The organism is Neorhizobium sp. CSC1952 (genome assembly GCF_030378245.1).
GTDB lineage: Bacteria > Pseudomonadota > Alphaproteobacteria > Rhizobiales > Rhizobiaceae > Neorhizobium > Neorhizobium oryzae_A.
The window spans coordinates 4,428,834-4,455,071 of sequence record NZ_CP128416.1; the positions used below are offsets into that span (position 1 = coordinate 4,428,834).

A 26,238-nucleotide genomic window follows, 5' to 3' on the forward strand; every position below is an offset into this window, starting at 1 on the left:
CGACCCGAACGCGGACCGGCTCTTCGATCGCCGCCTACCACATCGTCTTAGCGGCGCGCTCCGGCCATTCGCGGTCGTAGGTTTCCTTGTCGAAATCGGCCTTGGCGGCCTTCAGCAGGGTACCTGGCGTCGGCAGGCTCTTCGGATCGACGAAATGCTCCGGGTTCCAGAGATCCGCCCGCATCAGCGCCCGGGCGCATTGGAAATAGACCTCGTTGATGGTGATGACGGTCACGCTGCGCGGATGCCGGCCGTCCATCTCGAAGCTTTCCAGCAGCGCGGGCTCCACCGAGACGACGGCCCGGCCGTTGATGCGCATGGCCGTATTGGAGCCCGGCACCAGGAACATCAGCGCCACGCGCGGATCGCGGACGATGTTGAGAAGCGAATCGATGCGGTTGTTGCCGCGCCAGTCGGGAAGAAGCAGCGTCGCCTCGTCCTGGATCCGCACGGCGCCGCCCAGATCACCGCGCGGTGAGCAGTCGAGGCCTTCCGGCCCGACGGTCGCGAGCGCCACGAAGGGAGAGGCCTCGATCATCTGCCGGTATTCCGGCGTCAGCACCCTGGTCACCTTGGCGAGCGAAGCCTCGGATACGCCATCGTAGATGGCCTTCAGTTCCTCGACGGATGTGATGATGGTCATGGATCGTCCCCGCAATCGCTCCGGCCTTAGCCGGCGCGGGTGACAGTATGATGACAGGTTTCGGGGATCAAGCGGCCGCACCGCTTCCGGCGGGCTCATGAACCGGAGGCATATCCTTCGACAGGAATGCGCCGATCGTTTCGATGACGGCGCGATCGCTGACGATGCGCCGGTGGCCGAGACCGTTCGCCCAGTGGAGCTGCGCCGTCGCAAGATCGCCGAAGCGGCGGGCATGGTGGGATGCGACCTCCTTGTCGTCCTCCGCATGCACGACCAGCACGGGCTTGCCGAGCCGCGCGGCGGCGGCAACCGTGTCGAAATCGTCGAGGGAGGCTCCCGCCACCTGCTCCGCATGCCGGATCAGCAATGCCTTGACGCGTGGCGCCAGCCCGACCATCCGCGAAAAATCGTCGAACAGCCAATGGATATGGCTGGGCGATCCGATCACGGCGAGTTTCGAAGGCGAAATCGCACCTGCCCCCTTCATCACGCCGCCGGCCGCAAGCATCAAAGCAGCACCGCCGAAGGAATGACCGACCGCCACGTCGAAACGGCCGAAGCGCCGTTCGGCCTCCACAATGGTCTCCACCGCCTGTCGCATGTTGAGGCTGCGGCCGCTCGAAAGGCCGTGGCCCGGAAAATCGAGCACCACGACCTCGGCTCCGGTTTCCGCGAGCCCCAGCGGCAGGGCGGAAATATAGGCCGCATTCGAACCCCAGCCGTGCACGACCAGATGGCGCGGCCGCCGGGACGTGCCGTCGCCGTTGAAGCGATAGGCCATGACGGTGGACTTCCCGACCGGAAACGGAATCTTCTCAGCGCCTGAAAGCCTCTCCCGGCCCTCCGCCTCCATTATCCTGGCCTTCTCGCCTTTCGGGCGGCGCGACGGCGTGCGGCAGAAAAGCGCAAAGGCGAGCTTTGCCGCGGTTTGAGGAAACAACCCTCCCAACATGGCGAAGGCGAGACGGATGACCTTGAGTGCAAAGTTTGGCATAGTGGGGGAAGTCCCATAATGTTCAATATTGAACAATAAAGTACAAGCATGAACAAAAATCAATCCCTCCCCTGGGATCATCCGCGTTTTAAGAGCTGGGTCGCCGTGGCACGGGCCTGCCAGCTCATGCAGACCGTGCTGACGCGCGAGCTTTCCGGCCTCGACATCAAGCCGCCGCATCTCGACATCCTCGTCAACCTCTACCGGTTCGAAGGGATCTCGCAGCAGGAACTGGCCCGCAAGCTGCTGGTCGGCCGCTCCAACATGAGCATGACGCTGCCGCAGATGGAAAAGCGCGGCCTCGTCGAACGCCGCGGCGACCAGAAGGACAAGCGCGTGCTGCGCCTCCATCTCACGCAGGAAGGCCGGGCCGTTGCCGAGGAGGCGATGGCGATCCAGACGGCGCTGATCGAGCGGACGCTTTCCTCGACGCCGATCGAGCAGTGCCATGCGATGGCCGAGTCGATGGAAAGAATCATCCTGGCGCTGCAGGCGGAAAACGCCGGGGAGACCGAGCAGGCCTGACCGGCGCCTACGAGGGCTGCTCCTTCAGTTCCGCCTGCTCCGCCGCGCGTCTTTCGCGCTCCTGCGCGGTTCTTGCGGCCACGAGATCGGCCGGGCTTGCATTGCCCCGGATCAGCGAGCGTCCCGCATAGATTCCGCCGACCAGTTCGAGCGCGAAGCGCTCCTGGTCGACGGAGCGGAACTCCTCGACCAGCTGGTCGGCCATTTCGGGTTCCTCCCCGAGGACATGCAGGACTTCCCTGCCGAAAGTCAGGGCCGATTCATAGGTCTCGCGGATCTGGTAGTCGACGCCGGCGTGAATGAGGTCGATGGCATGGCCCCTGTCATAGGCGCGTGCCAGCAGCGGAACGAGCGGAAACTCCTCCTTGATGATTTCCGCCGTTTTGATCGCGGCCTCCTTGTCATCCACCATGAGCAGGATCGCTTTGGCGGTATCCGCGCCCGCAGCGTGAAGGATGTCGATCCTCGACCCGTCGCCATAGAAGACCTTGAAGCCGAAATCGCCCGCGTCGCGTATGAATTCCACATCCTTGTCGATGATCGAAAGCGTGTAGCCCCGCGCCAGCAGCGGCTGGCTGACGATCTGTCCGAAGCGGCCGAAGCCGATCATCAGGACCGAGCCTTCGACATTTTCCGGCAGGGCGAGCCCTTCCGTATCGGGCTCCTGTTCCGGCGTCATGCGATCGTGCAGGATCACCATCAGCGGCGTCAGGACCATCGATATGATGACGGTTGCCGTCAGGATCGCATTGGTCTCCGCGTCGATGACCCCCTCGGACATCGCCGCGGCATAGAGGACGAAGGCGAATTCCCCGCCCTGCGCCATCAGGACGGCGCGCTCGAAGCTTTCGCTGTGACAGGTTCGCAGCAGCCGTGCGACGACATAGATGATCAGCGCCTTGAGGATCATGTAGCAGACGACGCCGGCGACCACGATCTGCCAGTTGGCGGCGATGACGGCAAGATCGATCGCCATGCCGACGCCCAGGAAGAAGAGGCCGAGCAGGATGCCGCGGAAAGGTTCGATATCGGCCTCGAGCTGATGGCGGAACGACGACTCCGACAGGAGCACGCCGGCCAGGAACGCTCCCATCGCCATGGAAAGGCCGCTCATCTGCATGGCGAGCGCCGAACCCAGGACCACCAGGAGGGCAGCCGCCGTCATGACCTCCCGCGCGCCGGAGGCCGCGAGAAGCCGGAAGAACGGATTGAGCAGGTAGCGTCCAGCGAGAATCAGGGCGGCGACCGCCGCGATCGCGATGCCGATCGACGTCCAGCGTTCCATGGGCGTCGCGGTCGCCTCTCCCGTGGATACCAGCGTCACGAGGGCCAGAAGCGGCACGATCGCCAGATCCTCGAAGAGCAGGATGGCGACGATGCGCTGGCCCTTCAGCGTCGAGAGCGCGTTCCGCTCCTGCAGCATCTGCATGACGATCGCCGTAGAGGTCAGGACGAAACCGGTGCCGGCGACGAAGGAAGGACCGAACGGAAAGCCGAAGGCGAGGCCGATCCCCGTCAGCCCGGCGATGCAGGCGATCACCTGAAAGGCGCCGAGGCCGAAGATGTCCTTGCGCATGCCCCAGAGCCTGGACGGCTGCATTTCGAGGCCGATGATGAAGAGGAACATCACGACGCCGAGTTCGGCCACGTGCAGGATGGCTTGCGGATCGGAGAAGACGCCGAGGCCGAAGGGACCTATCGCCAGTCCGGCGGCGAGATAACCCAGCACGGACCCGAGCCCCGCACGCTTGAAGAGCGGCGCGGCGACGACGCCCGCGCCCAGCAGGACGACGACCTGTGCGAGATCGCTCGAATATGCTTCAGCCGCCAATGTTCACATCTCCTGGATCGTTTCCCGGCCTAAGCATCGCGGCTCAGGCCCTTTTCGGCAAGCTCGCGCTCGTAATCCGCAAACAGGGCCGCCCCATCCTCCCCGAGCTCGCGCAGATAGGACCAGGTGAAGATGCCGCTGTCATGGCCGTCGTCGAAGGCGATGCGGACCGCGTAATTCCCGGTCGGCGTGATCGCCGCGATCGTGACGTTCCGCTTGCCCGGCACCGTCACCTTCTGGCCCGGGCCATGGCCCTGCACTTCCGCCGAGGGAGAAAGAACCCGCATCGTCTCGGCGGGCACCGGAAAGGTGCGGCCGTCGTTGAACGTGACGCTGAGCGTGCGGCGGTCTTTCGAAACCCTGAGTTCGGTCGGCCAGATCTCGCTCATGGTGGAGCTCCCGATTGTCATGTACCTGCCGGAGGATTATGAGTTCGTCCGCTCCGCCGCAAGCTGTTTTGCGCTCGCCCCTGTTCTCATGGGGCCGATTGTCATACACTTGAAGCAGAGGCTCGAAGTCCCCACCTGTGGGGTAAGGGAGATTATCGCGTGAACAGTTTCGCAGGACCGATCGGAGGCGCAGCGCCAGTCATCGCCGGGAAGGCGCCGATGATCGATCCGTTCGGCCGTGCGGTCACCTATCTGCGCGTCTCGGTAACCGACCGCTGCGATTTCCGCTGCACCTACTGCATGGCGGAAAACATGACGTTTCTGCCGAAGAAGGACCTGCTCACGCTCGAAGAGCTGAACCGGCTCTGTTCCGCCTTCATCGCCAAGGGTGTCCGCAAGCTGCGCCTGACGGGCGGTGAGCCGCTGGTGCGCAAGAACATCATGTTCCTGGTGCGCGAACTCGGCCGCCATGTCCAGTCCGGCGCGCTCGACGAGCTGACGCTGACGACCAACGGCTCCCAGCTCGCCCGTTACGCAGACGAGCTTTACGACTGCGGCGTGCGGCGCATCAACGTCTCGCTCGACACGCTCGATCCCGAAAAGTTCAAGACGATCACCCGCTGGGGCGATTTCCACAAGGTCATGGAAGGCGTCGAGGCCGCCCGGAAGGCGGGCCTCAAGGTCAAGCTCAATGCGGTGGCGCTCAAGGACTTCAACCGGTTCGAAATCCCCGAGATGATCCGTTTTGCGCATGGGCGCGGCATGGACCTGACGGTGATCGAGACCATGCCGATGGGCGAGATCGACGAGGACCGCACCGATCAATACCTGCCGCTCTCCGAGCTCCGGGCCGATCTCGAACAGCAGTTCACGCTCGCGGACATTCCCTACAAGACCGGCGGCCCGGCCCGATACGTCGAGGTGAAGGAGACCGGCGGACGGCTCGGCTTCATCACGCCGATGACCCATAATTTCTGCGAAAGCTGCAACCGCGTGCGGCTCACCTGCACCGGGACCCTCTATATGTGCCTCGGCCAGAACGATGCGGCCGACCTGCGCACGGCGCTCCGCGCCTCGGAGAGCGACGACTACCTCTCTGCTGCGATCGACGAGGCGATCGGCCGCAAGCCGAAGGGCCACGACTTCATCATCGACCGCACACACAAGAAGCCGGCCGTCGCCCGCCACATGAGCGTCACCGGCGGTTGAGGCTGTGGACGGCTTGGCCGCTCTTTGGTAGCCTTGCTCACAGGATAAAACCATCGCGAAGGCGCCCATGGCGACGTCACTCAAAATCGACGACGATCTCGAAGGCCGGGTCCAGAAGCTCGCCGTCTCGCGGCAGCAATCCACGCAGGGCCTCATGCGTGAAGCCATCGAACAATATGTCGAACGAGAGGAAGCCCGCGAGAACTTCAAGCAGGAGGCGCTCGCTTCCTGGGAAGACTACAAGGAGACCGGGCTCCATCTCACCGGAGATGAGCTTCGCGCCTGGATGAAGACATGGGGCACCGAGGCTGAAACGGAAGCGCCTGAGTGCCACAAGTAATCGTCACCCGTGGCGCGATACTCGGGATCGAACGCTGCCGGACTTTCCTGAAGAAGGCCGGCGTGCAGGTCTCTCGCCGCGCTTCGGACGCGATAAGCCGACAGTTTGCACTTTTGGAAACGTCGCCGGAAATCGGCCGGCCCTTTCAGCATAATGCCGAACTGCGTGAACTGCTCATCCCCTTCGGGGCGTCCGGCTATATCGCCCTCTATCGCTATGAACCTGACGGTGACGCCGTCTATGTTCTGGCCTTCCGCCATCAGAGGGAAGTCCGCTATTAGGCGGCGCAGAGCCGATCGCAACCTGCTCCGCGCCGCGTTTCTCACGTCCGGCTGATCGAGACGCCGCCGTCGGCGAGCATCGAGGAACCCGTCACGAAGCTCGCCATGTCCGAACCCAGAAACAGCGCGGCTTTGGCGATTTCCTCGGGCTGGGCAACACGTTTCAGCGCGTGCAGCCCATGGATGAAGCCGATCGTCTCGGGAAGCGCGCCCGGAAAATTGATCGGATTGGCGTCCGTGTCGACCCCGCCCGGCAGCAGGGCGTTGACCCTTATCCTGTGCGCTCCGAGTTCCGCCGCCAGCACCTGCACCAGGCCCGTGAGCCCGGCTTTGGCGGCCGCATAGGCGCCCATGCCCGGCATGCCGGCGCTATGTCCGACGAAGGTGGACGTGAAGACGATCGATCCGCCGCCGCGGTCAATCATCGCCGGCGCCTGGTATTTCGCGGCAAGGAACCCGCTGGTGAGGTTGAGCTCCAGCGTGGCGCGCCAGTCGTCCGCGGAAGTTTCGGTCACCGGTCCGTAGGCGACAGTGCCGCCGGCATTGTTGAAGGCGATGTCGAGACCGCCGAAACGTTCCACCGCCGTTTCCACCAGCCGCCGATGCAGGTCCTCGCCGCGAATGTCTCCCGCAAGCGCCGTGGCCTTGCCTCCGCTGGCCTCGATCTCCTCGACCAGCGTGCCGAGCAGTTCGGCCCGTCTTGCCGTGACCACCAGGCTTGCGCCCTCGCCGGCGAAAAGCTTCGCCGCAGCCCGGCCGATGCCGGCGCTCGCACCGGTGACGATTGCGATCTTTCCTTCGAGGATACTCATGGATGTCTCCGCTTTGCTGTTTTCATCAAGTGCGGGATCCAAATTCCAGATCGGGGTGCTGCCGGCCACCCGTTTCCTGCCTTTCGCGGATCAGCGCGACGTCTGCCGATAGACATCCGGGCTGCAGGGCGAGCGGCCCGACCGGTCGCAGAAAGTCTGCCGGACCGATCCGGTCTTCACGAACCCCTCCAGCATCGGCCGGGTGAACGTGCCGTCGCCGGCGCCGGCGGCCCGATGGCAGGTGGCGCATGAGGGGCCGGGCCGGAAGGCCTTGAGGTCTTCGCCGGGCCTGACCGAACCATAGGTCCAGCGGCCCTCCTCGCGGCGCTTGACGAAGACGGACGTCAGGCTGCCGCCGGAAAAGCTCTCCATCAGGATCGTCATCGTCTCCGCCGGCTTGCCTTGGCGCAGTGCCGCAAGCGAGACGTCGTCGACCAGCATGTTGCGATAGGTCCCATCCGGCCGGTCGACCCGGGCGTAACGCGTGAACCCGCCGCTGTGATTGTCCGCGGCGACCGCGTAAGCAGCCATCGCCCCGGAGATCAGGGCAATGATCGCCAATGACGCGACCATGCACCGCTCCACCAAACGACCGTCGGATTTCGGCACTGTTTCCTGCCCTTTCGTCGATCTTGGAAGAACAAAAATACTTGCTTCGAAAGAAGATAAGGATCACCCTGATCAGGTTCCAATTGGAATTTCACGATCTGTGATAGGTGATCTTTATCAGGAGTTCCGATGGATATCCGGTCCATGGCGTGTTTCGTCGCCGTCGCGGAAGAGCTGCATTTCCGCCGGGCGGCCGAACGGCTGCATCTCACCCAGCCTTCGCTCAGCCAGCGTATCCGTGCCCTGGAATTCGAGATCGGCACGGACCTCTTTGTCCGGGACCGGCGCAGCGTCGCCCTGACGCCTGCCGGCAAGGCGTTTCTCGAACCGGCGCGGCGGGCGATCGAGAATGCCGATGCGGCCAAGGAACAGGCTCTCAGGGCAATGCGGGGCGAGGCCGGCCGGCTGCGGCTCGGCTTCACCGCGATCGCCTTCTACGGCGTCCTGCCGGAGGCCGTGCAGGCCTATCGCCGGCGATATCCCGGCGTGGACGTCGAGCTTTCCGAAATGAATTCACCGTCGCTCGAAACGGCTCTGACGATGGGCGCGATCGATCTCGCCATCCTGCATCCGCCGCTCGCCAATCCGCATCTTGCCGTCCGCGAACTACCGGACGAGCCGTTCGTGCTCGCCCTGCCCTCCAGCCATCCGCTCGCCTCCCGGGCCGAAATCCGGATTGCCGATCTTGCCGGCGAGCCATTGCTGATTGCTCCGCGCAGCGTCGGACCCAGCATCCACGACCGCTTCATCGCCCTCTTTCAGGAAGAGGGCATCAGCCCGCGCATCGTCCAGGAAATGACGCCGATGACGACGCTCGTCGGGCTTGTCGCAGCGGGCGTCGGCATGGGTTTCGTCACCGCGGGCCTGTCGCACCATCCCCGGCCCGGCGTCAGCTACCGTTCCGTCACGCCGACGCCGCCATCGTTGCCGATGGCGGCGTCCTGGTTGAAACCGGAGCTGCCGGCAAGCGGGCAACGTTTCCTCGAAACGGTCGCCGCTCTGATCCCTTGAAATCTCAGGCTGCGTCGCTGCGCAGCATGTCCGCACGCCGTTCATAGGCGCCGGCATGGAAATTCGTGCCCGGATCGCGCGTCTTGAACCGCTCGATCTTCTCCGACAGCATTTCCACACGCTTGCGCAGGCCGTGGATTTCGGCGTTGTTCTCCTCGACCATGGCGGCGTTGCGCTGGGTGATGAGCTCCACTTCCTGAACGGCCTTGGTCACCTCGTTGATGCCGGTCGACTGCTCGCCGGTCGCGGCCGAAATCTGGGCGACCAGCTTGCGGACGTCGGTGATGTGGCCGATGATCTCGGTCAGCGCCGTACCGGTCTCCTCGACAAGCTGCACGCCGTTGCTGACCTGGGTCGAGCTTGCGGAGATGAGCCCCTTGATCTCGCGGGCCGCACCGGCGCAGCGCTGCGCCAGTTCGCGCACTTCCTGGGCGACGACCGCAAAACCGCGTCCCGCCTCGCCCGCACGCGCCGCCTCGACGCCGGCATTGAGTGCCAGAAGGTTGGTCTGGAAGGCGATCTCGTCGATCACGCCGATGATCGTCGCGATCTTGTCGGAGGAGCGGCTGATCTCGCCCATGGCGTCGACCGCGCGGGACACGACCTCGCCGGAACGGACGGCGAATTCCTCTGTCTCGTTGACCGAGACCGAAGTCTGCTTGGCGCTTTCGGCGGTCGAGCGGACGATATCGCTCAGATGCCGGAGCGCCCGCGAGCTCTCTTCCAGCGCCGCGGCCTGCTGTTCGGTGCGGCGGGCAAGATCGTCGGCGGACGAGGCGAGATTGCCGGTGCCGCCGTCGATCTCGTCTGCCGTGGAGCGGACGTCGGCCAGCGTCGCCCGGAGCGCCTCGACGGCCTGGTTGTAGGTGCGTGCCATCTCGACGAAGTCTTCCGGAAGGTTCTCGTCCATGCTGCGCTCCAGATCGCCCTCGGCGAGCTTGCCGAGCACGTCGGAGAGAGCGGTGAGCGCCTGGCGCTGTTCGGCGGCGATGCGGGCACGTTCCGCGGCACGGCGCTCGGACTCCGCGTTGGAAAGCTCGCGCGCTGCGGCAGCCTCTTCCTCCAGACGGACATTCTCCAGTGCCGCATCGCGGAAGACGGTGACGGAACGGACCATGTCGCCGATCTCGTCGCCCCGCTCGCGGCCCTCGATCTTGACTTCGAGGTCGCCGGCGGCAAGCCGCTTCATTACTTCGGTGACACGGCGCAGCGGGCCGCGCAGCGTTTCGACCAGCATCAGGCCACCGACGACGGCGAGCAGCGTGCCGACCACCATGGCAACGATCGAGAGCTGGGCCGAGCGCTCGCTGTCTTCCTTGCCGACCTCCTGGGCCTGGGCGACGAAGTTCTTGAGGCCGGCCATGCCGGCCGTCAGGGTTCCGGTCGCGGTGGCGCGGGCCGTCTTCCACTCTTCGGCAATCGACAGAAGCCTGGCCGTATCCTCCTCGATCGACTTCAGCCGCGGCTGCAGCATGGGCCCGAATTCACGCATGGCCGGATTGCGCGCGAGCTCGGAGACCTCGGCGCTTGCCGTGTTCAACTGGGCCATGACGTCGAGGACGATCTTGCGGGCCTCTTCCGTCTGGGTGGCGCGCAGGCGCTCGATATAAAGCTGCATGGCATCGATCAGACGCAGCGACTCGGCGCTGCGGTCGAGGAGCGTGCGAAGGCTCGCGACCTCCCCTTCGATGCTGGCGAAACGCGAGGCGGCATTGCCCGCCTTGTTGGCGACCTCGGCCTCCATCTCGGACTGATGTTTCATGAAGGCACTCGCCGCAAGGCGGATCGCCTGCGCTTTTTCCGAAACGGGCCGATCGCTCTTGATGAGATCGCCCATGCCGTCGATCGCATCGCGGATGGGCTTCAGCTGCTTGGCACCGTTCGGCGTCAGGAAGGACTGCACCTCTTCGAACGTCTTGGCGAGAATGCCGAGATACATGTCCGCCGTGCTGATCGCGCCGTCATCCGTGCCCGTCTCGCGGACGGAATTGCGAAGCTCGCCGATCTGCTCGGCGATCGCCTTGTAGGCATAGGCTTCCAGCACCATGCCCTTGGCGAATTTCTCCTTCCCGTCGAACTGCTTGCGGACATTGGCGACCTGATCCGCCACCCCCGTCGCGATGACGCGGATGTCGTCGACGTTGTAATCCAGAGCCTTGGCGTTATCGTCCCGCCTCTGCTTGATCGCCCAGAGGGCATCCGTATCGGCCCGCAGCTTCGGCGCAAGACCGGTCACGACGGCGATGCGCTCCCTGTCGCCGTCGGTCACGAGCAGGCCTTCGAGCACCTCCACGCCGTTTTCCTGCCGGTCGATCCCCTCTCTGAGGGCGGCAAGGGAGGCATCGTCGGGCTTGCTGGCGAACTCCTGGAGAACGGACTGGAGATTCTCGAAATCGCCGATGTTCTCGATCGTCGCGCGCGTCACGGTCATGTGACCGTTCAGCATGCTCGCCGTGTAGTAGCCGGCAAGGCCGACGCCGGCGATCAGCAGGACCAGCGGCACGACGAAAAGCAGAACCTTTGTGACGATCCGGCGGCTTTGAAGAAGACGATCGATGAAAGACATTTTTCCCCCAACTGCAATCAGGTACCGGCTTCGCGTCAGCGGCATTCGCGAAACGGCAACGGCACGATTCCAGCCTCATGCGGGAATGATTGCGCCAACAGTCTCCAATTTCGGTTGAACAAGGGTTAATTCGACACCCTGACAATTCGCTTTCCTACACTCTATCGCATTAGACTTCCGTTCACCTCTACCCAAGAGCGTACCGTCCCTGTCGCAATCGCACTGGCGGTACGTAAGCCGTTGCTTTAAGAGACCTCCGGTACCGGAGGAATCGGGAATGGCATCGTCGGAAAATTCGCGGGGCGCGCTCTTCATGTCGCTCGCCATGGCGGCTTTCACCTGCAACGATGCTCTGGTCAAATCCGTCACCTCCGAGCTCGGCATCGCGCAGATCATGGCGGTGCGCGGCGTCATGGCGACCGTCCTCATCTATGGCGTCGCGCGCTATCTCGGCGTGACGCTGTCTCTCAAGGCCGTCATGCATCCGCTGGTGCTGCTGCGCACCGCCTTCGAGATCGGCGCCACCCTCACCTTCCTTTCCGCGCTCGCCCATATCGAATTCGCGGCCGCCTCCTCGATCATGCAGTCGCTCCCGCTTGCCGTCACGTTAGGCGCTGCACTTTTCCTGGGCGAGCCGGTCGGCTGGCGGCGCTGGGCGGCGATCGCCGTCGGCTTCGTCGGCGTGCTGCTCATCATCCGTCCGGGGCCGGAAGGTTTTACGCCTGCCGCGCTGTTCGCCGTTGCCACCTGTTTCTTCACGGCAAGCCGCGATCTGACGACAAGGCGGATCACCGCCGACATCCCGACGCTGACCGTGACGCTGTTCACCTCGCTGACCAACACCCTCGTCGGGGCGGCCCTCATCGTCCCGATGGGCGGCTGGCAGCCGGTCAGCCCCGAAGCGCTCGGCCATCTGGCGCTCGCCGCGGTCCTGGTCTTCGGCGGATATCAGGCGGTCATCAAATCCATGCGCCTTGGCGAAATCTCCTTCATCGCGCCCTTCCGCTACACCGGCCTGCTCTGGGCGCTGGCGATCGCCGTCTTGCTGTTCGGCGAACGCCCCAACGCCTATATGCTCACAGGTGCTGCCATCGTCATCGGTTCCGGTCTCTATACCTTCTATCGCGAACGCAAGCGGCAGGGCGCCACGATCGAGAAGGCAAGTGCCGCTCCGCCGGCCTGACGAAACGTCGCAAGGCAGAGCAGAAAGGAATAAGACGTGCAGCAGATCCGGTTTCTCGACAGACGGACCCCGCCCCATATCATGACGCTGGTGGTCTGTGCCGGACTTGCAGCCCTTTCGCTCAACGTCTTCCTGCCCTCGCTGTCCGCCATGGCGGTCCATTTCGGCACCGATTATGCCGTGATGCAGCTCGCCGTCTCCGGCTATATCGCCGGCACGGCCCTGCTGCAGCTCGTGCTGGGGCCTCTCTCGGACATCTTCGGACGCCGCAGGGTGATGATCGGCAGCATCCTCATCCTGCTCGTCGGCACGGTGATCTGCATCACGGCACCCAACGTCACCGTCTTCATGTTCGGACGGCTCCTGCAGACGGCGGTCGTCGCGGGCTTCGTGCTGCCGCGCGCCATCATCCGCGACACGGTGCCGATGGAAGGCGCCGCCTCGATGATCGCCTATGTCACCATGGGCATGTCGCTGGTGCCGATGATCGCGCCGACCGTCGGCGGCACGCTCAACGACCTGTTCGGCTGGGAGGCGAATTTCGCCCTCATCCTGGGACTGGGCCTTTTCGCCCTGATGCTGGTCTCCGCCGATCTCGGCGAGACGAACCGCGCGCCGGCGGCGAGCTTTACCGCGCAATTCAAAAGCTGGCCCGAGCTTTTCCAATCCCGCCGCTTCTGGGGCTATACGCTCACCTCGACCTTTTCCTCCGGCGTCTTCTTCGCCTTTCTCGGCGGCGCGCCCTTCGTCGGCACGGCCATCTATCATCTGACACCGACCATGCTCGGCATGCAGTTCTTCCTGATCGCCGCGGGCTATATGGTCGGCAATTTCATCTCGGGCCGGTATACCCGCCGCTTCGGCACCATGACCATGATGCTCTCGGGCAGCATCGTCAGCCTGATCGGCGTCGCCGTCACCACCGCCATCCTTCTCGGCGACGTGGTGTCGGCGACCGCCTTCTTCGCGCCGCTGGCGCTGACCGGTGTGGGCAACGGCCTCACGCTGCCGAGCTCGAATGCCGGCATCGTCAGCGTGCGGCCGCATCTCGCGGGCTCCGCCTCCGGCCTCGGCGGCGCGATCACGGTGGGCGGCGGCGCAGCCATGTCGACGCTGGCGGCAGCGGTGCTGAAGGAGGAAGGCGGCGCCATGCCGCTGCTCGTCGTGATGGGCATTTCCACGCTGCTGGCGCTCGCCGCCACCGAATATGTCCGACAGATCGACCGCCGCGAAGGCGCGATCGCAACCCGGGACATCGACGGATGATCGGCGCCGTGCTCCCTCCTGGGCTCCCTCCCGGCCTGATCCTTGCCGGCGGCAAGTCGAGCCGCATGGGAACGGCGAAGGCGTTCCTCACGATCGGCGGCGACACCATTCTCGGCCATATCGTGCGGCGGCTCTCGCCCCAGGTTTGCGCCATTACGCTCAATGCGCCGGAAGACTTTTCAAATCCGCTCGGCCTGCCTCTCCTGCCCGACCGGCTCGGCGGCCAGGCCGGCCCGCTTGCCGGCGTGCTCTCGGGCCTGCGCGACATGCAGGACCGCGGCACCGCCGCCAGCCGCCTTCTCACCGTCCCCTCCGACAGCCCCTTCCTGCCGGCCGATCTCGTCGCCCGCCTTCGGGCCGGGACGGCCGATCCGGACACGATCGTCATCGCCGCGTCGGAGGGGCGCAACCACCCCGTCTTCGGCCTCTGGCCGGTCTCGATCGCCGACGATCTCGAAGCCTGGCTTGCCGATCCCGACAACCGGCGCATCACCGCCTTCCTTCGGCGTCACCGCACGGTGACGGTGGAATTCCCGACGATCGGCACGTCCCGCGGGCCGCTCGATCCCTTCTTCAACATCAACACGCCGGAAGAGCTTGAAGAGGCGCGCCGCTTTGCGGAGGAACTCGCATGAGCCTTCCCCGCGTCTTCGGCATTTCAGGCTGGAAGAATTCCGGCAAGACGGGCCTGACGGTAGAGCTCGTCGCCGAGCTCACCCGCCGCGGCTACCGGATATCCACCATCAAGCACGCCCACCACGATTTCGACATCGACAAGCCGGGCGCCGATTCCTTCCGCCACCGGCAAGCCGGCGCAAGCGAAGTGGCGATCGTCTCCGACACGCGCTTCGCCATCATGCACGAGCTGCGCGGCGAGCAGGAACCGCGCCTTGCCGACATCCTCGCCCGCCTTCACCCTTGCGACCTCGTGCTCATCGAGGGCTACAAGCGGGAGCCCGTCCCGAAGATCGAGACCCGGCGCCTCGACGCCAGAAGCCGCGAGCCGCTCGCACCGAACGATCCGCATATCGTCGCCATCGCCGCCGACCATCCGGTGACGGATACGGCGCTCCCGGTCTTCAACCTCGACGACACGGCGGCAATCGCCGATTTCATCGAGAAGGTGACGGGGCTTTCCAAGACGTAAAAAGCCGCCGGATCGCTCCGGCGGCTGTCTTTTCGGTGGCTCGCAACAAGTTACTGGTTCGAGGCGACCGGCTTCACCAGCGGCGTGATGCGGCGCACGGTGACGCGGCGGTTCTCCTGTTCCGGCCCGTCCGTGCGGACCTTGAGGTAACGTTCGCCATAGCCCTGCGTCGCGAGGTTTTCCGGGGGAACGTCGAAGGCGTCCGTCAGCACGCGGGCGACCGATTCCGCCCTTTCGTCGGACAGGATCAAGTTGTCCTCGTCCGAGCCCACCGCGTCCGTATGGCCTTCGATCAGGAAGGTCTCGGAGGGGTCGTCGTCCAGAACCTTGTTGATCGCCTCGGCCACCTTGCGCAGCGACTTTGCCTGGTCCATCGGGATTTCCGCACTGCCGGTCTCGAAGGTGATCGTATCGAGGTCGATGCGCGGCACCTTGTCACGGATGCGGGCGGAATACCGCACTTCGTCCAGCGAATAGACGCGCTCGACCCGCTCGACCGGCGGCTGCTCCAGGAATTCGTAGTAATCCCGGTCCGGCTCGCTCGACGTGTCGATGATATAGTCCTCGACCGGCACGCTGAGGCGCATCGGCGGCAGGTCGGCGCCGGGATCGCGCCAGACATAGTCGCGGTCGCGGCGCTCATCCATCAGCTCCGGCGCATAATAGAGGACGTATTCGTCGCCGCCATCCACGATGCGCGAGCGCTGGACGATCTCGCCGTAACGGTTGCGGACGGTGACGACCCGCGTACCGTCGTCGCGCACGATGACCTCGCGGACCCGGCCGTCGCGCAGGCGCTCATATTCCGGCTCCCGGCCGTCGACATAGAAGCGGCGGCTGTCGTCGTGACGCACGAAAGTCTGGTTGTCGATCGAGATGATGGTGCGGGCGCCGTCACGGTCGCGCTCGCGATCCCTGTCGCGGCGGACCTCTTCGCGGAACTCCCAGCCGCGCGGCCGGTCGAATTGCGGACGCCCGTCCAGCCGTTCGCCGCGTTCGTCGATCATAGCGCGAACCTGCTCCTGCTGTTCGCGGCTGAGCCGGGTGTTCGCCTGGGCCTCCGCATCGGATCGCGGACGCTCGGCCGGCTGCTGCTCGACCTGCTCCCTCTGCTGGCGGCGCGGACGCTCCCGGTCGCCGGACAGACGGACCGACGGCTCCTCCTTGGCGCTGTCGAGCACGGCGGCGCCATTCTCGACCGGCAGCACGACCTGTTCGCCCTCCCGGGCCGAAGCCGGATCGCGGGCGATCTCGCGGGCGCGTTCGACTTCTTCGGGCGTGCGCGGCGGACGAGCCTGTTCCCGGGTCTGCTGCTCACGTGAAGGCCGACCCTCGGTCGCCTGCTCGCGTGCCGGCTGTCCCGGAACCGGCTGCGGCTCCTGGCCCTCGGTCGTCCGCCTGCGGGGCTCTTCGCCCTGGCGTTCGCCCTCCTGCGTCGCACGGCCTTCGGCCGGCGGCTGCCGCCTGCGGTCGTCCTGAGCCGTGCCGGTATCCCGGCTTCTCTGTTCACCTTCGGCATTGCGGCGAGCGGGCGATTCCGGAGCGGTTTCCGGCGTTGCGGCGCGGTCGGTCGCGCGCGGCCGGGGTGTCGGCGTCTCGGCCTGGTTTTCCGTCGGTGCCTCGCGGCGTTCCTGGGCATTGCGGCGCTGCTGGCGCTCGTTGTCTTCCGGGGCGGCATCACGCGGGCGCTCCGCCTCGCGGGTGGCGGGCTGCTCCGCCTCGGGAGCGGCCTGCTCGCGCTGGCGTTCACGACGCTGCTCGCGCTCGCCACCACCCTGATCCTGATCCGCCTGCTGGCGGCGAAGCAGACGCTCGGCGCCTCCCTCACCCTGATCGGCCTGCTGCTGGCGACGCTGCTGACGCTCGCCGCCACCCTGATCCTGATCTGCCTGCTGCTGGCGGCGCTGCTGACGCTCACCACCGCCCTCACCCTGATCCGCCTGCTGGCGGCGAAGCAGACGCTCGGCGCCTCCCTCACCCTGATCTGCCTGCTGCTGACGGCGTTGCGGACGCTCACCACCGCCCTCACCCTGATCCGCCTGCTGGCGGCGCTGCTGGCGCTCGCCGCCACCCTGATCCTGGTCGGCTTGCTGGCGGCGCTGTTGACGTTCGCCACCGCCTTGTTCCTGACCTTCGCCCTGCTCGCGGCGGGGACGACGCTCACGCCCCTCGCCTTCGCCTCCCTGGCCGTCCGGCAGGATGAGCTGTTGCTGAACCTGAACGAGACCCGGCATCCCGCCCGCCTCGAGGGCGGGCTTCGGCGGGGTGGCGCTGGCCGGCTGAATCATCAGCGGCAGCGAAACGAGCGGCGCTGCGACGCTGGCGAACAGTCTGAAATTCCTGGACATGGATATTTCCTCTTCACGGGTGTCATCCCTTTCGTGCGCGTCCTTTATTGCCCAACGGGAGGCGGACTTACGCGCCGGCTGAACTTTATTCGGCCGAAATGGTTCCCTCGGAGGGTGTGGCCGCCCACCTGAACCGCGCGTGAATGCATCGTTCATGTTTCATGGCCGGCCCATCGGCGGTTCAGGCAGCACAGACGTGCACGTAAAATGCCGTTGCAATTTCGCCCGGCCGGTATCTATAAATCCGTAATGGGGCGGCAGCGCCCCTCTTCCCCATGGGCGAGAAAAAACCAACACGCCGCAGGGGTCGCCAACAGAGAGGATCATCATGAACATCTCCGCCCGTCTCCTTGCCGCCGCCTCGATTGCGGCATTGTCGCTCTTCGCCGGTTCGGCCGCAGCCCAGGAAAAGCTCGTGATCGGCACGGAAGGCGCCTATCCGCCGTTCAACAACCTCGAGGCCAACGGCGAGCTCACCGGCTTCGACGTCGATATCGCCAAGGCGCTCTGCGAAGAAATGAAGGTCACCTGCACCTTCGTCACCAACGATTGGGACGGCATGATCCCGGCGCTGCAGTCGAAGAAGTTCGACGCGATCGTCGCCTCGATGTCGATCACGCCGGAGCGCCTGGAACAGGTCGACTTCACCAATAAATACTACAACACGCCGGCAGCGATCGCCGTGCCGAAGGACTCTCCCATCACGGAAGCCACGCCGGAGGCCCTCAAGGGCAAGACGATCGGCGCGCAGGGCTCCACCACGCATGCGAACTATGCCGAGAAGCACATGCCGGATTCCGAGCTGAAGCTTTACCCGACCGCCGACGAATACAAGCTCGACATCGCCAACGGCCGCATCGACGCCGCCATCGACGACGTCGTCGTGCTGTCGGAATGGGTGAAGTCGGATGCGGGCTCCTGCTGCAAGATCCTCGGCACGCTGCCCGGCGATGTCGATATCTACGGTCCGGGCCTCGGGATCGCCATCCGCAAAGGCGAGTCGGCGCTGGTCGCGAAGTTCAACGACGCGATCGCGGCGATCCGCGCCAACGGCAAGTACAAGGAAATCAACGACAAGTATTTCGATTTCGACGTCTACGGAGACTGATTGCGCCGGATGTTCGCCACGGCCCGGCGGAAGGCTTGCCCTTCCGCCGTTTTTCTTTTTAATGAGACCGACATAACATCGGCGGCACGGCATAAGCCGCAGGGGAAAACGACCTTATGAGCGGATTCTTTTCCGCCCTCTTCACAGCACTCGATCCGCTTTGCGGTCCTGTCGGCCTTTTTACGCTCATCGGCTCCGGAACGCTCGTTTCCTGCGGCGAAACCGGCTGGGGCGACGAGATCGCCTTCGGCGTCAAGGTCACCATCTCGCTGGCGCTCGCCACGCTTCCCGTCGGGCTCGTCATCGGTTTCCTGATCGCGCTCGCCGCGCAATCGGAGGAGAAGCTGCTGAGGCTCGCGGCCGGCATCTACACCACGATCTTCCGCGGCCTGCCGGAGCTCCTCACCCTCTTCATCGTCTATTACGGCCTGCAGATCCTCATCCAGTCGGTGCTGGCCTGGTTCGGCTACGAAGGGCGGATCGAGATCAACGCCTTTCTTGCGGGCATGGCGGCGCTCGCCGTCGTCTTCTCCTCCTATTCGTCCGAGGTGCTGCTGTCCGCCTTCAGGGCGATCCCCCGGGGCCAATACGAGGCGGGGGATTCGCTCGGCCTTCACCGCTGGCGCACCATGCGGCTCGTCATCCTGCCGCAGCTCATCCGCATCGCCCTGCCCGGTCTCACCAACCTCTGGCTGATCCTGCTCAAGGACACGTCCTATGTCTCGGTCATCGGCCTTGCCGATATCCTGCGCCAGACCGGCATCGCGGCGCGCGTCAGCAAGGAGGCGTTCTTCTTCTATGGCATCGCCTGCCTGCTCTATCTGGTTCTCGCGATGATCTCGTCCTTCGGGCTCGGCTTCGTCGAACGCTGGGCCAGGCGCTCGGAGGCACGCCGATGACCGCCGTGAACGAGCTCATTCCGCCGCGCCCGGCGCCGGTCGCCGCCCGACGCACCATCACCGGCGCAAGGATCGCCGGCATCGCCGTCCTTGCCCTGTGGGTTCTTCTGGCGATCGCGCTGGCCGCCATGGTCATCGACGGTTGGGACCAGGACAAATTCCTGCGCTACGGCCCGCGCTATCTCTCCGGCCTCTGGGTCACGATCTCGCTCGTCGGCCTTGCCGTCGTGTTCGGCGCTCTCCTGTCGGTGCCGATCGCTTTCGCGCGCATGTCGAGCAACCGGATCCTCAACGGCATCGCCTACGCGTATGTCTATCTCTTCCGCAGCACGCCGCTATTGGCCCAGCTCTTCCTGATCTATTACGGGCTCGGCAGTTTCCGGCCGCAGCTCGAAGCCGTCGGCCTCTGGTGGTTCTTCCGCGATGCCTGGTATTGCGGCCTGTTCTCGTTCGTGCTCAACACCGCCGCCTATCAGGCGGAGATCCTGCGCGGCGCCATCGAAAGCGTGCCGCGCGGCCAGCATGAAGGCGCCGCGGCCCTCGGCCTCCCGAAACACGTCGCCTTTCGCAAGATCATCCTGCCGCAGGCGCTGATCGTCGCCCTTCGCCCCTACGGCAACGAGATCGTGCTGATGATGAAGGGATCGGCGGTCGTCGCCATCGTCACGGTCTACGACCTGATGGGCGAGACGCGCTACGCCTTCTCGCGCACCTTCGATTACCAGACCTATCTCTGGGCGGCGATCTTCTATCTCGCCATCGTCGAAACGCTGAGGCACGTCTGGGCCTTCCTGGAAGCCCGGCTGACCCGGCACCTGAAGCGGTAGCAGCACTCGTTTGCTTACGCTGCTAACACACTGAAAAAATTAGAGAATATGCCTCTACAGGGCAATTGTAAAGCTTCCGTTAAGCATGGCATGCTCCCATATCGAGGTGACGCAACGACGTCAACTCGAACAACGAATGGGAACTGCTGATGTCTGACATGGAAATGATGCTGAAAGGCTATGGCCTCACCACGGCCCAGATCTTCTACCGCCTGCCCGACCACCCGTTGCTGCTGCAGAGCTATGTCTGGCAGGATTACGACCTCGCCCCGGATTTCCCCGAGATGAAGGGGTTTCTGAAATTCTGGCAGGAAAAGCTCGATGGCCCGCTGCATTCCGTCCGCTATGTCCATCGCAAGCTGATCTCGGCCGGCGAATGGCGTGCGGTGAAGGGCGAGATCATCCTGCACTGATCCGCCCGCCTTCGTTCGCAGGACGACGTTCCGCGCCGCGGCGATTGCCAAATGCGGCCCTTGGGCTTAAAGCCGCCTGCGAAACGAAGGATGCAGGCGATGAAGAAGATCGACGAGGAAGCGCTGGCCGAGGCCTATAACCGCGCGCTGGCGCTGGAAAAGGCGGGCGACATAGACGCCGCCGTGAAGGCCTATGAAGAGGTGCTGGCGATCGATCCCGAGGATCACGGCGGTGCTGCCGTCCGCATCGCAGCGCTCGGCCGCGGCGAAACGCCGCCCAAGGCGCCGGACGCCTATGTCGAGACCCTCTTCGACCAGCATGCGGAAAGTTTCGAGGACATCCTCGTCGAACAGCTCGGCTATGCGGTGCCGGTCATGGTGCGCCAGCGCCTGCAGGCGCTGCAGCTCGGTCCCTTCAGGCGCATGCTCGACCTCGGATGCGGCACGGGCCTTACCGGCGGCACGCTGCGCGACATGGCGGACGATATAACCGGAATCGACATCTCCGAAAACATGATTGAAATCGCTCACGAAAAAGATCTTTACGAGACGCTTTACGTAGCGGAAGCCGAGGATTTTCTCGAAGACAATGACGACGATCCCTTCGACCTCGTCACCGCGACCGACGTGCTGCCCTATCTCGGCGCGCTCGAGCCGCTTTTCTTCGGCGCGGCGGAGAACATGGTGCCCGGCGGCATCTTCGTCTTTTCGTCGGAGACGCTCTCCGGCGACGACGGCCGGCTGTATATGGTCGGCCCGCACCAGCGCTTCATCCATTCGGAAGCCTATATCCGCAGCCGGCTTGCCGATACCGGTTTCGAAATTCTCGAAATCTCCGAGATCAACGTGCGCATGCAGGACGGCCGCCCGAGCCCCGGCCATCTGGTCATCGCGCGGCTGAAAGGCTAAACCTCCTCCCAACGGAGGATTCGATGACCCCGCAGCGCTATCTGCTCGCCCAGGCCTATAACAATGCCTGGGCCAACCACCGGCTTCTCAAGGCCTGCGGCCGGCTTTCGCCGGCGGAGCTTGCCGCACCGCGCGTCAGCTTCTTTCCGTCGATCATCCATACGCTGAACCATATCCTGACCGTCGACTGGCTCTACATCACCGCGCTCGAAGGCGATTGCATGGGCGCTGCAGCCTTCGATCCGGAAATCCCCTTCCCCGTTTTCGCCGACCTGGAGCGCGAGCAGCGTGCGGCCGACCGGCGCCTCATCGATCACTGTCGCGGCTTGGATGCCGAAACGCTGGCCGGGGAAGTCCGCATTCCGCGCGAAACCCACGTGCAGGTGGAAACCGCCGACCGCGTGCTTCTCCACCTCTTCCAGCACCAGATCCATCATCGCGGCCAGGTCCATGCCATGCTGTCGGGAACGTCCGTCCCGCCGCCGCAGCTCGACGAATTCTTTCCCGCCGATCCGGCCGAACAGGCGTTGCGCAAACAGGATTTTGCCGAACTCGGTTTCGGCGAAGCCATGATCTGGAGTTGATTTATGCTTTATTTCGTCATCAAGGCCCTGCATGTCCTTTCCGACTTCCTGTTGATCGGCGGCATGCTGATCAACGCCTTCGTCATCGGCATGGTGCCGCCGGCGATCCGCGTGGGCGTGATCGCGGCGCTCAGGAAATACGACCGCACGGTCACCACCGCGGCACTCGCCGGCGCCTGGATCTTCGGCCTCTGGCTCATCTTCGGCTATGTCGGCTTCTCGGACGGCTGGCTGCACGCCAAACTGCTGCTCGTTATTCTCCTCTCGGCCCTGCACGGCATGCAGCAAAGCTGGATGCGCCGCATGCAGGCCGATCCGAAGCTCGATCCGCCGGCTTTCGTCCGCGCCGGCATGCCGATCATTCTCGTCTCCGTCGTGCTGATTGTCGCACTTGCGGTCATCAAGCCGTTCTGATCAAGCCATGCCTCCTTCCCGCACCGTGATCAGAACCGATCGCCTCGCCCTGCGCCCGACCTCCTGCGCGGACGCGGATCCGGCGTTCGAAATCCAGTCGGACCGGGGGGGCACGCGCATGCTGCGCATGGCCACGTTCCCCCCGGACCGGGAAGCGATCCGGGAACGGTTCGCCGGCCACCCGAACGAAATCTGCGCTTTTCGCCCGATCCGACTTTTCCCGCCGGCCGCTTTGCTCTAATCCTTCGCCTGCAAAATTCAGGAGGTTCAGCATGGCGAAGGTGGCATTCATCGGTCTTGGGGTCATGGGTTTCCCGATGGCGGGACATCTTAGGGAAAAGGGCGGCCACGACGTCACCGTCTACAACCGCACCGCCTCCAAAGCTGCGGAATGGGCGAAGAAATATAGCGGCCAGACCGGCGCCACGCCCGCGGAGGCCGCGAAGGACGCCGAATTCGTCTTCACCTGCGTCGGCAATGACGACGACCTGCGCTCGGTGACGATCGCCGACACCGGCGTGCTCGCCGGCATGAAACCCGGCTCGATCCTGATCGACAACACGACCGCCAGCGCCGAAGTCGCGCGCGAGCTCGAAGCCGCCGCAAAAGCGAAGGGTATCGGCTTCATCGATGCTCCGGTCTCCGGCGGCCAGGCCGGCGCGGAAAACGGCGTGCTCACCGTCATGTGCGGCGGCGATCCGGCGACCTTCGAAAGGGCCAGGCCCGTCATCGACGCCTATGCGCGCATGGTCGGCCTCATGGGTCCGGCAGGCGCCGGCCAGCTCACCAAGATGATGAACCAAATCTGCATCGCCGGCGTCGTCCAGGGGCTTGCGGAAGCGATCCATTTCGGCAAGCAGTCCGGCCTCGACATCGAGAACGTGATCGAAGTCATCTCCAAGGGGGCGGCCGGCTCATGGCAGATGGAGAACCGCTACAAGACCATGAATGCCGGCAAATACGATTTCGGCTTCGCGGTCGACTGGATGCGCAAGGATCTCGACATCGTGCTCACGGAAGCCCGCCGCAACGGCGCAAAACTGCCGCTCACCGCGCTCGTCGACCAGTTCTACGGCGACGTGCAGGCAATGGGCGGCAATCGCTGGGACACGTCCTCGCTGCTCGCAAGGCTCGACAAAAAATGATCGGCCCTTCCTCCGGCGCCGCGGAGATCGTCGCGCATCTCGAGACGCTGCGCTCGGAGGAAAATGTTGCCGGCATGGCCCGCTTCGGCATCGCCACCGAAACGGCGCTCGGCATTTCCAATCCGGATATGCAGAAGATCGCGCGTCTCGTGAAGCGCGATCATGGCCGGGCACTCGATCTCTGGCGCAGCGGCGTCCGCGAGGCGCGCATGCTCGCCATCTATACCGCCGATCCTGGCGCTCTGACGCCGGCCGAAGCGCGCGGCTGGGCGGAGGATTTCGCCTCCTGGGAAATCGTCGATACAGCCGCCGACCTCTTCACGGCGGCACCCTTCTGGAAGGAGCTGATCGCCGAATTCGCCGCGGACGAGCGGGAGTTCGTCCGCCGCACCGCGTTCGCGATGATCGCCGGCGCGGCGGTTCATCGAAAACAGGAACCGGATGCGACCTTCATCGCCTGTCTGCCGCTGATCGAGACCCATTCCGCCGATCCGCGCAATTTCGTGAAAAAGGCGGTCAACTGGGCGCTCCGCAATATCGGCAAGCGCAACCGCACCTGCCATGCCCCTGCCCTCGACCTGTCGGAAAAGCTCGCGGCCTCGGTCGACAGGACCGCCCGCTGGATCGGCAAGGACGCGGCGAAAGAGCTTTCGAGCGAAAAGATTCTGGCGCGGCTGAAGGGCTAGCTGCCTGCGGACAGAACGCTTTCAAGCGGAATGTTCAGGCTGGCCGAAACGCAGGAAGCGATGCGGCGGTCGAACCGTTCATGGCTGTTCAAACCATTGGCAACAATCCGGCCGTCTTCGATTTCCAGTAATTCGCGATATCCATCAGAGCTGCTGTTGTCATAAATGACGATGGCTTCGTTAAGCTCAATATAGTGGGTAATTGGACGAAATCTACGTTAACTTACTCCTCTCCCGACTTCTGGTTGTCGAGCACCATGTAGTCGAGCGGCAGTTCCGTCGTGTATTTGATCTGCTCCATCGCAAAGGCCGAGGAAACATCGCGGATCTCGATCTTGGCGATCAGCCGCTTGTAGAAGGCGTCATAGGCGCCGATATCGGGCACGACGACGCGCAGGAGATAATCCACGTCGCCGCTCATGCGGTAGAACTCCACGACTTCCGGGAAATCCACCACCACTTCCGAGAAGCGCTTCAGCCATTCGATCGAGTGGCTGGCGGTGCGGATCGAGACGAAAACCGTGACCTTGGTATTGACCTTGCCCGGATCGAGCAGCGCCACCCGGCGGCGGATGACGCCGTCCTCTTCCATCTTCTGGATGCGCCGCCAGCAGGGCGTGGTGGACAGGCCCACCTTCTTCGCGAGATCCGCGACGGCGAGAGTGGAGTCTTCCTGCAGTATGCGCAGGATTTTGCGGTCAAGGCGGTCCATTAACGTCCCTTTCGAAATGATTTTTCGTTATACACGTAATTCATAGGAGTTAACCGAAATTTGTTCCCCGGATCAAGCTATCCACATTCTGGCGCAGCACCGGCAGCACATCCGCCTTGAACCAGGGATTCTTCCTGAGCCAGCCGGTATTGCGCCAGCTCGGATGCGGCAGCACGAGAACGCGCGGCCCCTGATTGACGAAAAAATATTCGCGCCAGTTCACGACGGTTTCCGTCATGCCCTTTTTGCGGCGGCTTCCCAGATGCCAGGCATGCGCGTAACCGCCGACGGCCAGGATCAGCTCGATCTGCGGCATGGCGGCGAGCGCCCTGGCACGCCAGAGCGGCGCGCATTCCTTCCTCGGCGGCAGGTCGCCGCCCTTGTCGTCATAACCCGGAAAACAGAAGCCCATCGGCACGATCGCGCACCGGCCGGGATCGTAGAATTCCTCGCGGGAGACGGCCATCCAGTCGCGCAGGCGATTGCCGGAGGCGTCGTTGAAGGGCAGGCCGCTTTCATGGACGCGCAGCCCCGGCGCCTGCCCGGCGATCAGCACCCGTGCGGTCGTCGAAAGCACCGCCACCGGCCGCGGCTCGTGCGGCAAACGGTCGCCCTCGCCCTTCGCCGGCGCGTCGCGACAGAGGCGGCAGCCTTTGATCGCCTGCCTCAACGTTTCGATTTCCCCGTCGCAGCCCGCAAACCTGTCCGCGCTCATTCCCGGTTCACCATTCCCCTCACCCAGTCCATGAAGGCGTCCAGGGGGGTCGGATCGTCCGTCATGTCGCGGCTGGCGCGCCAGTCGCGCGGGCTTTCGAAATCCCCCGCCCAGAGCCCCTGCCGCTCGCGCCGGGCCGCCACCTGCTCCTCGGCGTAACGGCCGGAGGCGATCGCCAGTCCGCGCCGCACCAGGGCGGCATTGATGTTTTCCGGGCCCGCGTGGCAGCGCACCAGAAGCCGGCGATAGCGATCGCGGTCGCGGCCGAGGCATTCGGTCCGTGCGTCGGCGGTGAGGCGCGCCAGCAGCCGCCGCGATTCCTTTCCGCATTCCCAGCGCCCGCCGCGCCCGTCCTTGCAGGTCTGGTCGAGCTCCGGTGCGTCGATCCCCAGGAGCCGCAACCGCTCGCCGGCCGCCGAGAGCGTATCGCCGTCGATCGCATAGAAGGGACCACGGATCACGCGGTCGGCCGACTGATCCAGTTTCGCGGCGATCAGCACCAGAAGGATGAGAAGAGCGACCAGAACGACGCCGTCTCGAACGAACCTGAATATACGCGCCACAATCCGGCCTTATTGGAAAACGGAAACTTCAGGGAAATGGCAAACAAAACCTTTCCCGGCAGGACTCTCTTAAGGTTTTGGCCCTAGTCTCTCAACACCCGGGTAAGCA

At 64.5% G+C, this 26,238-nt stretch carries 29 protein-coding genes; 18 read left to right on the top strand and 11 right to left on the bottom strand.

Going from position 1 to position 26,238, the window contains the following annotated elements:
* Window positions 1-34: 34 nt before the first annotated feature.
* Together QTA58_RS21380 and QTA58_RS21385 are read right to left on the bottom strand one after the other, a co-directional pair.
* Window positions 35-643, bottom strand: a complete 609-nt coding sequence (locus QTA58_RS21380) for a pyridoxamine 5'-phosphate oxidase family protein (protein ID WP_289670721.1) — start codon at window positions 641-643, stop codon at window positions 35-37.
* A gap of 67 nt (window positions 644-710) precedes the next feature.
* Window positions 711-1,637: an alpha/beta hydrolase gene (locus QTA58_RS21385; protein ID WP_289670722.1), complete on the bottom strand. Its 927-nt coding sequence runs from the start codon at window positions 1,635-1,637 to the stop codon at window positions 711-713.
* A 48-nt stretch (window positions 1,638-1,685) separates the two neighbouring features.
* Between QTA58_RS21385 and QTA58_RS21390 the strand changes: the two genes are divergently transcribed.
* On the top strand, window positions 1,686-2,162 hold the full coding sequence (locus QTA58_RS21390) for a MarR family transcriptional regulator (RefSeq protein ID WP_289670723.1): 477 nt from the start codon (window positions 1,686-1,688) through the stop codon (window positions 2,160-2,162).
* 7 nt (window positions 2,163-2,169) lie between these two features.
* Here QTA58_RS21390 and QTA58_RS21395 read toward each other — a convergent pair whose 3' ends face one another.
* Together QTA58_RS21395 and QTA58_RS21400 are read right to left on the bottom strand one after the other, a co-directional pair.
* Window positions 2,170-3,993 carry a monovalent cation:proton antiporter-2 (CPA2) family protein gene (locus QTA58_RS21395; RefSeq protein WP_289670725.1) on the bottom strand — a complete coding sequence of 608 codons (1,824 nt, stop codon included), beginning with the start codon at window positions 3,991-3,993 and terminating at the stop codon, window positions 2,170-2,172.
* A 29-nt stretch (window positions 3,994-4,022) separates the two neighbouring features.
* Window positions 4,023-4,382 carry a DUF971 domain-containing protein gene (locus tag QTA58_RS21400; protein WP_085424312.1) on the bottom strand — a complete coding sequence of 120 codons (360 nt, stop codon included), beginning with the start codon at window positions 4,380-4,382 and terminating at the stop codon, window positions 4,023-4,025.
* A 219-nt stretch (window positions 4,383-4,601) separates the two neighbouring features.
* Between QTA58_RS21400 and moaA the strand changes: the two genes are divergently transcribed.
* From moaA to QTA58_RS21415, 3 genes are all read left to right on the top strand, one after another.
* Window positions 4,602-5,591, top strand: a complete 990-nt coding sequence (gene moaA / locus QTA58_RS21405) for a GTP 3',8-cyclase MoaA (RefSeq protein WP_289673264.1) — start codon at window positions 4,602-4,604, stop codon at window positions 5,589-5,591.
* Between the two features lie 67 nt (window positions 5,592-5,658).
* Entirely contained in the window at window positions 5,659-5,931 is a 273-nt protein-coding gene (locus tag QTA58_RS21410) for a ribbon-helix-helix protein, CopG family (RefSeq protein WP_289670727.1), read from the top strand.
* A gap of 26 nt (window positions 5,932-5,957) precedes the next feature.
* Window positions 5,958-6,212 carry a type II toxin-antitoxin system RelE/ParE family toxin gene (locus QTA58_RS21415; protein WP_343233863.1) on the top strand — a complete coding sequence of 85 codons (255 nt, stop codon included), beginning with the start codon at window positions 5,958-5,960 and terminating at the stop codon, window positions 6,210-6,212.
* A gap of 41 nt (window positions 6,213-6,253) precedes the next feature.
* Here the strand turns inward: QTA58_RS21415 and QTA58_RS21420 are convergent, their stop codons facing one another.
* Both QTA58_RS21420 and QTA58_RS21425 read right to left on the bottom strand, forming a co-directional pair.
* Complete coding sequence (locus QTA58_RS21420; RefSeq protein WP_289670730.1) at window positions 6,254-7,024, bottom strand: SDR family oxidoreductase; 771 nt, start codon at window positions 7,022-7,024, stop codon at window positions 6,254-6,256.
* A 90-nt stretch (window positions 7,025-7,114) separates the two neighbouring features.
* The gene (locus tag QTA58_RS21425) at window positions 7,115-7,597 is read right to left on the bottom strand and encodes a hypothetical protein (protein WP_289670732.1); all 483 of its coding nucleotides are present in this window, start codon (window positions 7,595-7,597) and stop codon (window positions 7,115-7,117) included.
* A 165-nt stretch (window positions 7,598-7,762) separates the two neighbouring features.
* Between QTA58_RS21425 and QTA58_RS21430 the strand changes: the two genes are divergently transcribed.
* Complete coding sequence (locus QTA58_RS21430) at window positions 7,763-8,644, top strand: LysR family transcriptional regulator (protein WP_289670734.1); 882 nt, start codon at window positions 7,763-7,765, stop codon at window positions 8,642-8,644.
* A 4-nt stretch (window positions 8,645-8,648) separates the two neighbouring features.
* Here QTA58_RS21430 and QTA58_RS21435 read toward each other — a convergent pair whose 3' ends face one another.
* Window positions 8,649-11,210, bottom strand: coding sequence for a HAMP domain-containing methyl-accepting chemotaxis protein (locus QTA58_RS21435; protein ID WP_289670736.1), 2,562 nt, complete (start codon window positions 11,208-11,210; stop codon window positions 8,649-8,651).
* Window positions 11,211-11,487: 277 nt separating this feature from the next.
* Between QTA58_RS21435 and QTA58_RS21440 the strand changes: the two genes are divergently transcribed.
* The 4 genes from QTA58_RS21440 to mobB are packed head-to-tail and all read left to right on the top strand — an operon-like array spanning window position 11,488 to window position 14,806.
* On the top strand, window positions 11,488-12,393 hold the full coding sequence (locus QTA58_RS21440; RefSeq protein WP_085424306.1) for a DMT family transporter: 906 nt from the start codon (window positions 11,488-11,490) through the stop codon (window positions 12,391-12,393).
* Window positions 12,394-12,429: 36 nt separating this feature from the next.
* Window positions 12,430-13,659: a multidrug effflux MFS transporter gene (locus QTA58_RS21445; RefSeq protein ID WP_289670737.1), complete on the top strand. Its 1,230-nt coding sequence runs from the start codon at window positions 12,430-12,432 to the stop codon at window positions 13,657-13,659.
* Window positions 13,656-14,294, top strand: a complete 639-nt coding sequence (gene mobA / locus QTA58_RS21450) for a molybdenum cofactor guanylyltransferase MobA (protein ID WP_289670739.1) — start codon at window positions 13,656-13,658, stop codon at window positions 14,292-14,294. The genes QTA58_RS21445 and mobA overlap by 4 nt, the downstream gene beginning before the upstream one ends.
* Window positions 14,291-14,806: a molybdopterin-guanine dinucleotide biosynthesis protein B gene (gene mobB, locus QTA58_RS21455; RefSeq protein ID WP_289670741.1), complete on the top strand. Its 516-nt coding sequence runs from the start codon at window positions 14,291-14,293 to the stop codon at window positions 14,804-14,806. The genes mobA and mobB overlap by 4 nt, the downstream gene beginning before the upstream one ends.
* Window positions 14,807-14,856: 50 nt before the next feature.
* Here mobB and QTA58_RS21460 read toward each other — a convergent pair whose 3' ends face one another.
* Complete coding sequence (locus QTA58_RS21460; RefSeq protein ID WP_289670742.1) at window positions 14,857-17,154, bottom strand: OmpA family protein; 2,298 nt, start codon at window positions 17,152-17,154, stop codon at window positions 14,857-14,859.
* A gap of 328 nt (window positions 17,155-17,482) precedes the next feature.
* On the opposite strand from QTA58_RS21460, the gene QTA58_RS21465 reads away from it, so the two are divergent.
* The 9 genes from QTA58_RS21465 (at window position 17,483) to QTA58_RS21505 (ending at window position 24,139) form a co-directional block, all read left to right on the top strand.
* Window positions 17,483-18,262: an ABC transporter substrate-binding protein gene (locus QTA58_RS21465; protein WP_085424302.1), complete on the top strand. Its 780-nt coding sequence runs from the start codon at window positions 17,483-17,485 to the stop codon at window positions 18,260-18,262.
* Between the two features lie 116 nt (window positions 18,263-18,378).
* The gene (locus QTA58_RS21470) at window positions 18,379-19,161 is read left to right on the top strand and encodes an ABC transporter permease (protein ID WP_289670744.1); all 783 of its coding nucleotides are present in this window, start codon (window positions 18,379-18,381) and stop codon (window positions 19,159-19,161) included.
* Window positions 19,158-19,988 carry an ABC transporter permease gene (locus QTA58_RS21475; RefSeq protein ID WP_289670746.1) on the top strand — a complete coding sequence of 277 codons (831 nt, stop codon included), beginning with the start codon at window positions 19,158-19,160 and terminating at the stop codon, window positions 19,986-19,988. Before QTA58_RS21470 ends, QTA58_RS21475 begins: the two co-directional genes overlap by 4 nt.
* Window positions 19,989-20,134: 146 nt before the next feature.
* Window positions 20,135-20,401 (top strand): usg protein, encoded by a 267-nt coding sequence (locus QTA58_RS21480; protein WP_143531760.1) that lies wholly within the window; start codon window positions 20,135-20,137, stop codon window positions 20,399-20,401.
* 90 nt (window positions 20,402-20,491) lie between these two features.
* The gene (locus QTA58_RS21485) at window positions 20,492-21,310 is read left to right on the top strand and encodes a class I SAM-dependent methyltransferase (RefSeq protein WP_289670747.1); all 819 of its coding nucleotides are present in this window, start codon (window positions 20,492-20,494) and stop codon (window positions 21,308-21,310) included.
* A gap of 23 nt (window positions 21,311-21,333) precedes the next feature.
* Window positions 21,334-21,894 carry a DinB family protein gene (locus QTA58_RS21490; RefSeq protein WP_289670749.1) on the top strand — a complete coding sequence of 187 codons (561 nt, stop codon included), beginning with the start codon at window positions 21,334-21,336 and terminating at the stop codon, window positions 21,892-21,894.
* 3 nt (window positions 21,895-21,897) lie between these two features.
* Complete coding sequence (locus tag QTA58_RS21495) at window positions 21,898-22,308, top strand: CopD family protein (protein ID WP_289670750.1); 411 nt, start codon at window positions 21,898-21,900, stop codon at window positions 22,306-22,308.
* A gap of 77 nt (window positions 22,309-22,385) precedes the next feature.
* Window positions 22,386-23,453 carry an NAD(P)-dependent oxidoreductase gene (locus QTA58_RS21500; RefSeq protein WP_289673266.1) on the top strand — a complete coding sequence of 356 codons (1,068 nt, stop codon included), beginning with the start codon at window positions 22,386-22,388 and terminating at the stop codon, window positions 23,451-23,453.
* Complete coding sequence (locus QTA58_RS21505; protein WP_289670751.1) at window positions 23,450-24,139, top strand: DNA alkylation repair protein; 690 nt, start codon at window positions 23,450-23,452, stop codon at window positions 24,137-24,139. The genes QTA58_RS21500 and QTA58_RS21505 overlap by 4 nt, the downstream gene beginning before the upstream one ends.
* Before the next feature lie 223 nt (window positions 24,140-24,362).
* Here QTA58_RS21505 and QTA58_RS21510 read toward each other — a convergent pair whose 3' ends face one another.
* From QTA58_RS21510 to QTA58_RS21520, 3 genes are read right to left on the bottom strand one after another with little or no spacing between them, the layout of a single operon-like run.
* Entirely contained in the window at window positions 24,363-24,851 is a 489-nt protein-coding gene (locus QTA58_RS21510; protein ID WP_085424292.1) for an Lrp/AsnC family transcriptional regulator, read from the bottom strand.
* A gap of 49 nt (window positions 24,852-24,900) precedes the next feature.
* On the bottom strand, window positions 24,901-25,566 hold the full coding sequence (locus QTA58_RS21515; protein ID WP_289670753.1) for a uracil-DNA glycosylase family protein: 666 nt from the start codon (window positions 25,564-25,566) through the stop codon (window positions 24,901-24,903).
* Window positions 25,563-26,129 carry a thermonuclease family protein gene (locus tag QTA58_RS21520; protein ID WP_289670755.1) on the bottom strand — a complete coding sequence of 189 codons (567 nt, stop codon included), beginning with the start codon at window positions 26,127-26,129 and terminating at the stop codon, window positions 25,563-25,565. Before QTA58_RS21520 ends, QTA58_RS21515 begins: the two co-directional genes overlap by 4 nt.
* Window positions 26,130-26,238 lie beyond the last annotated feature (109 nt).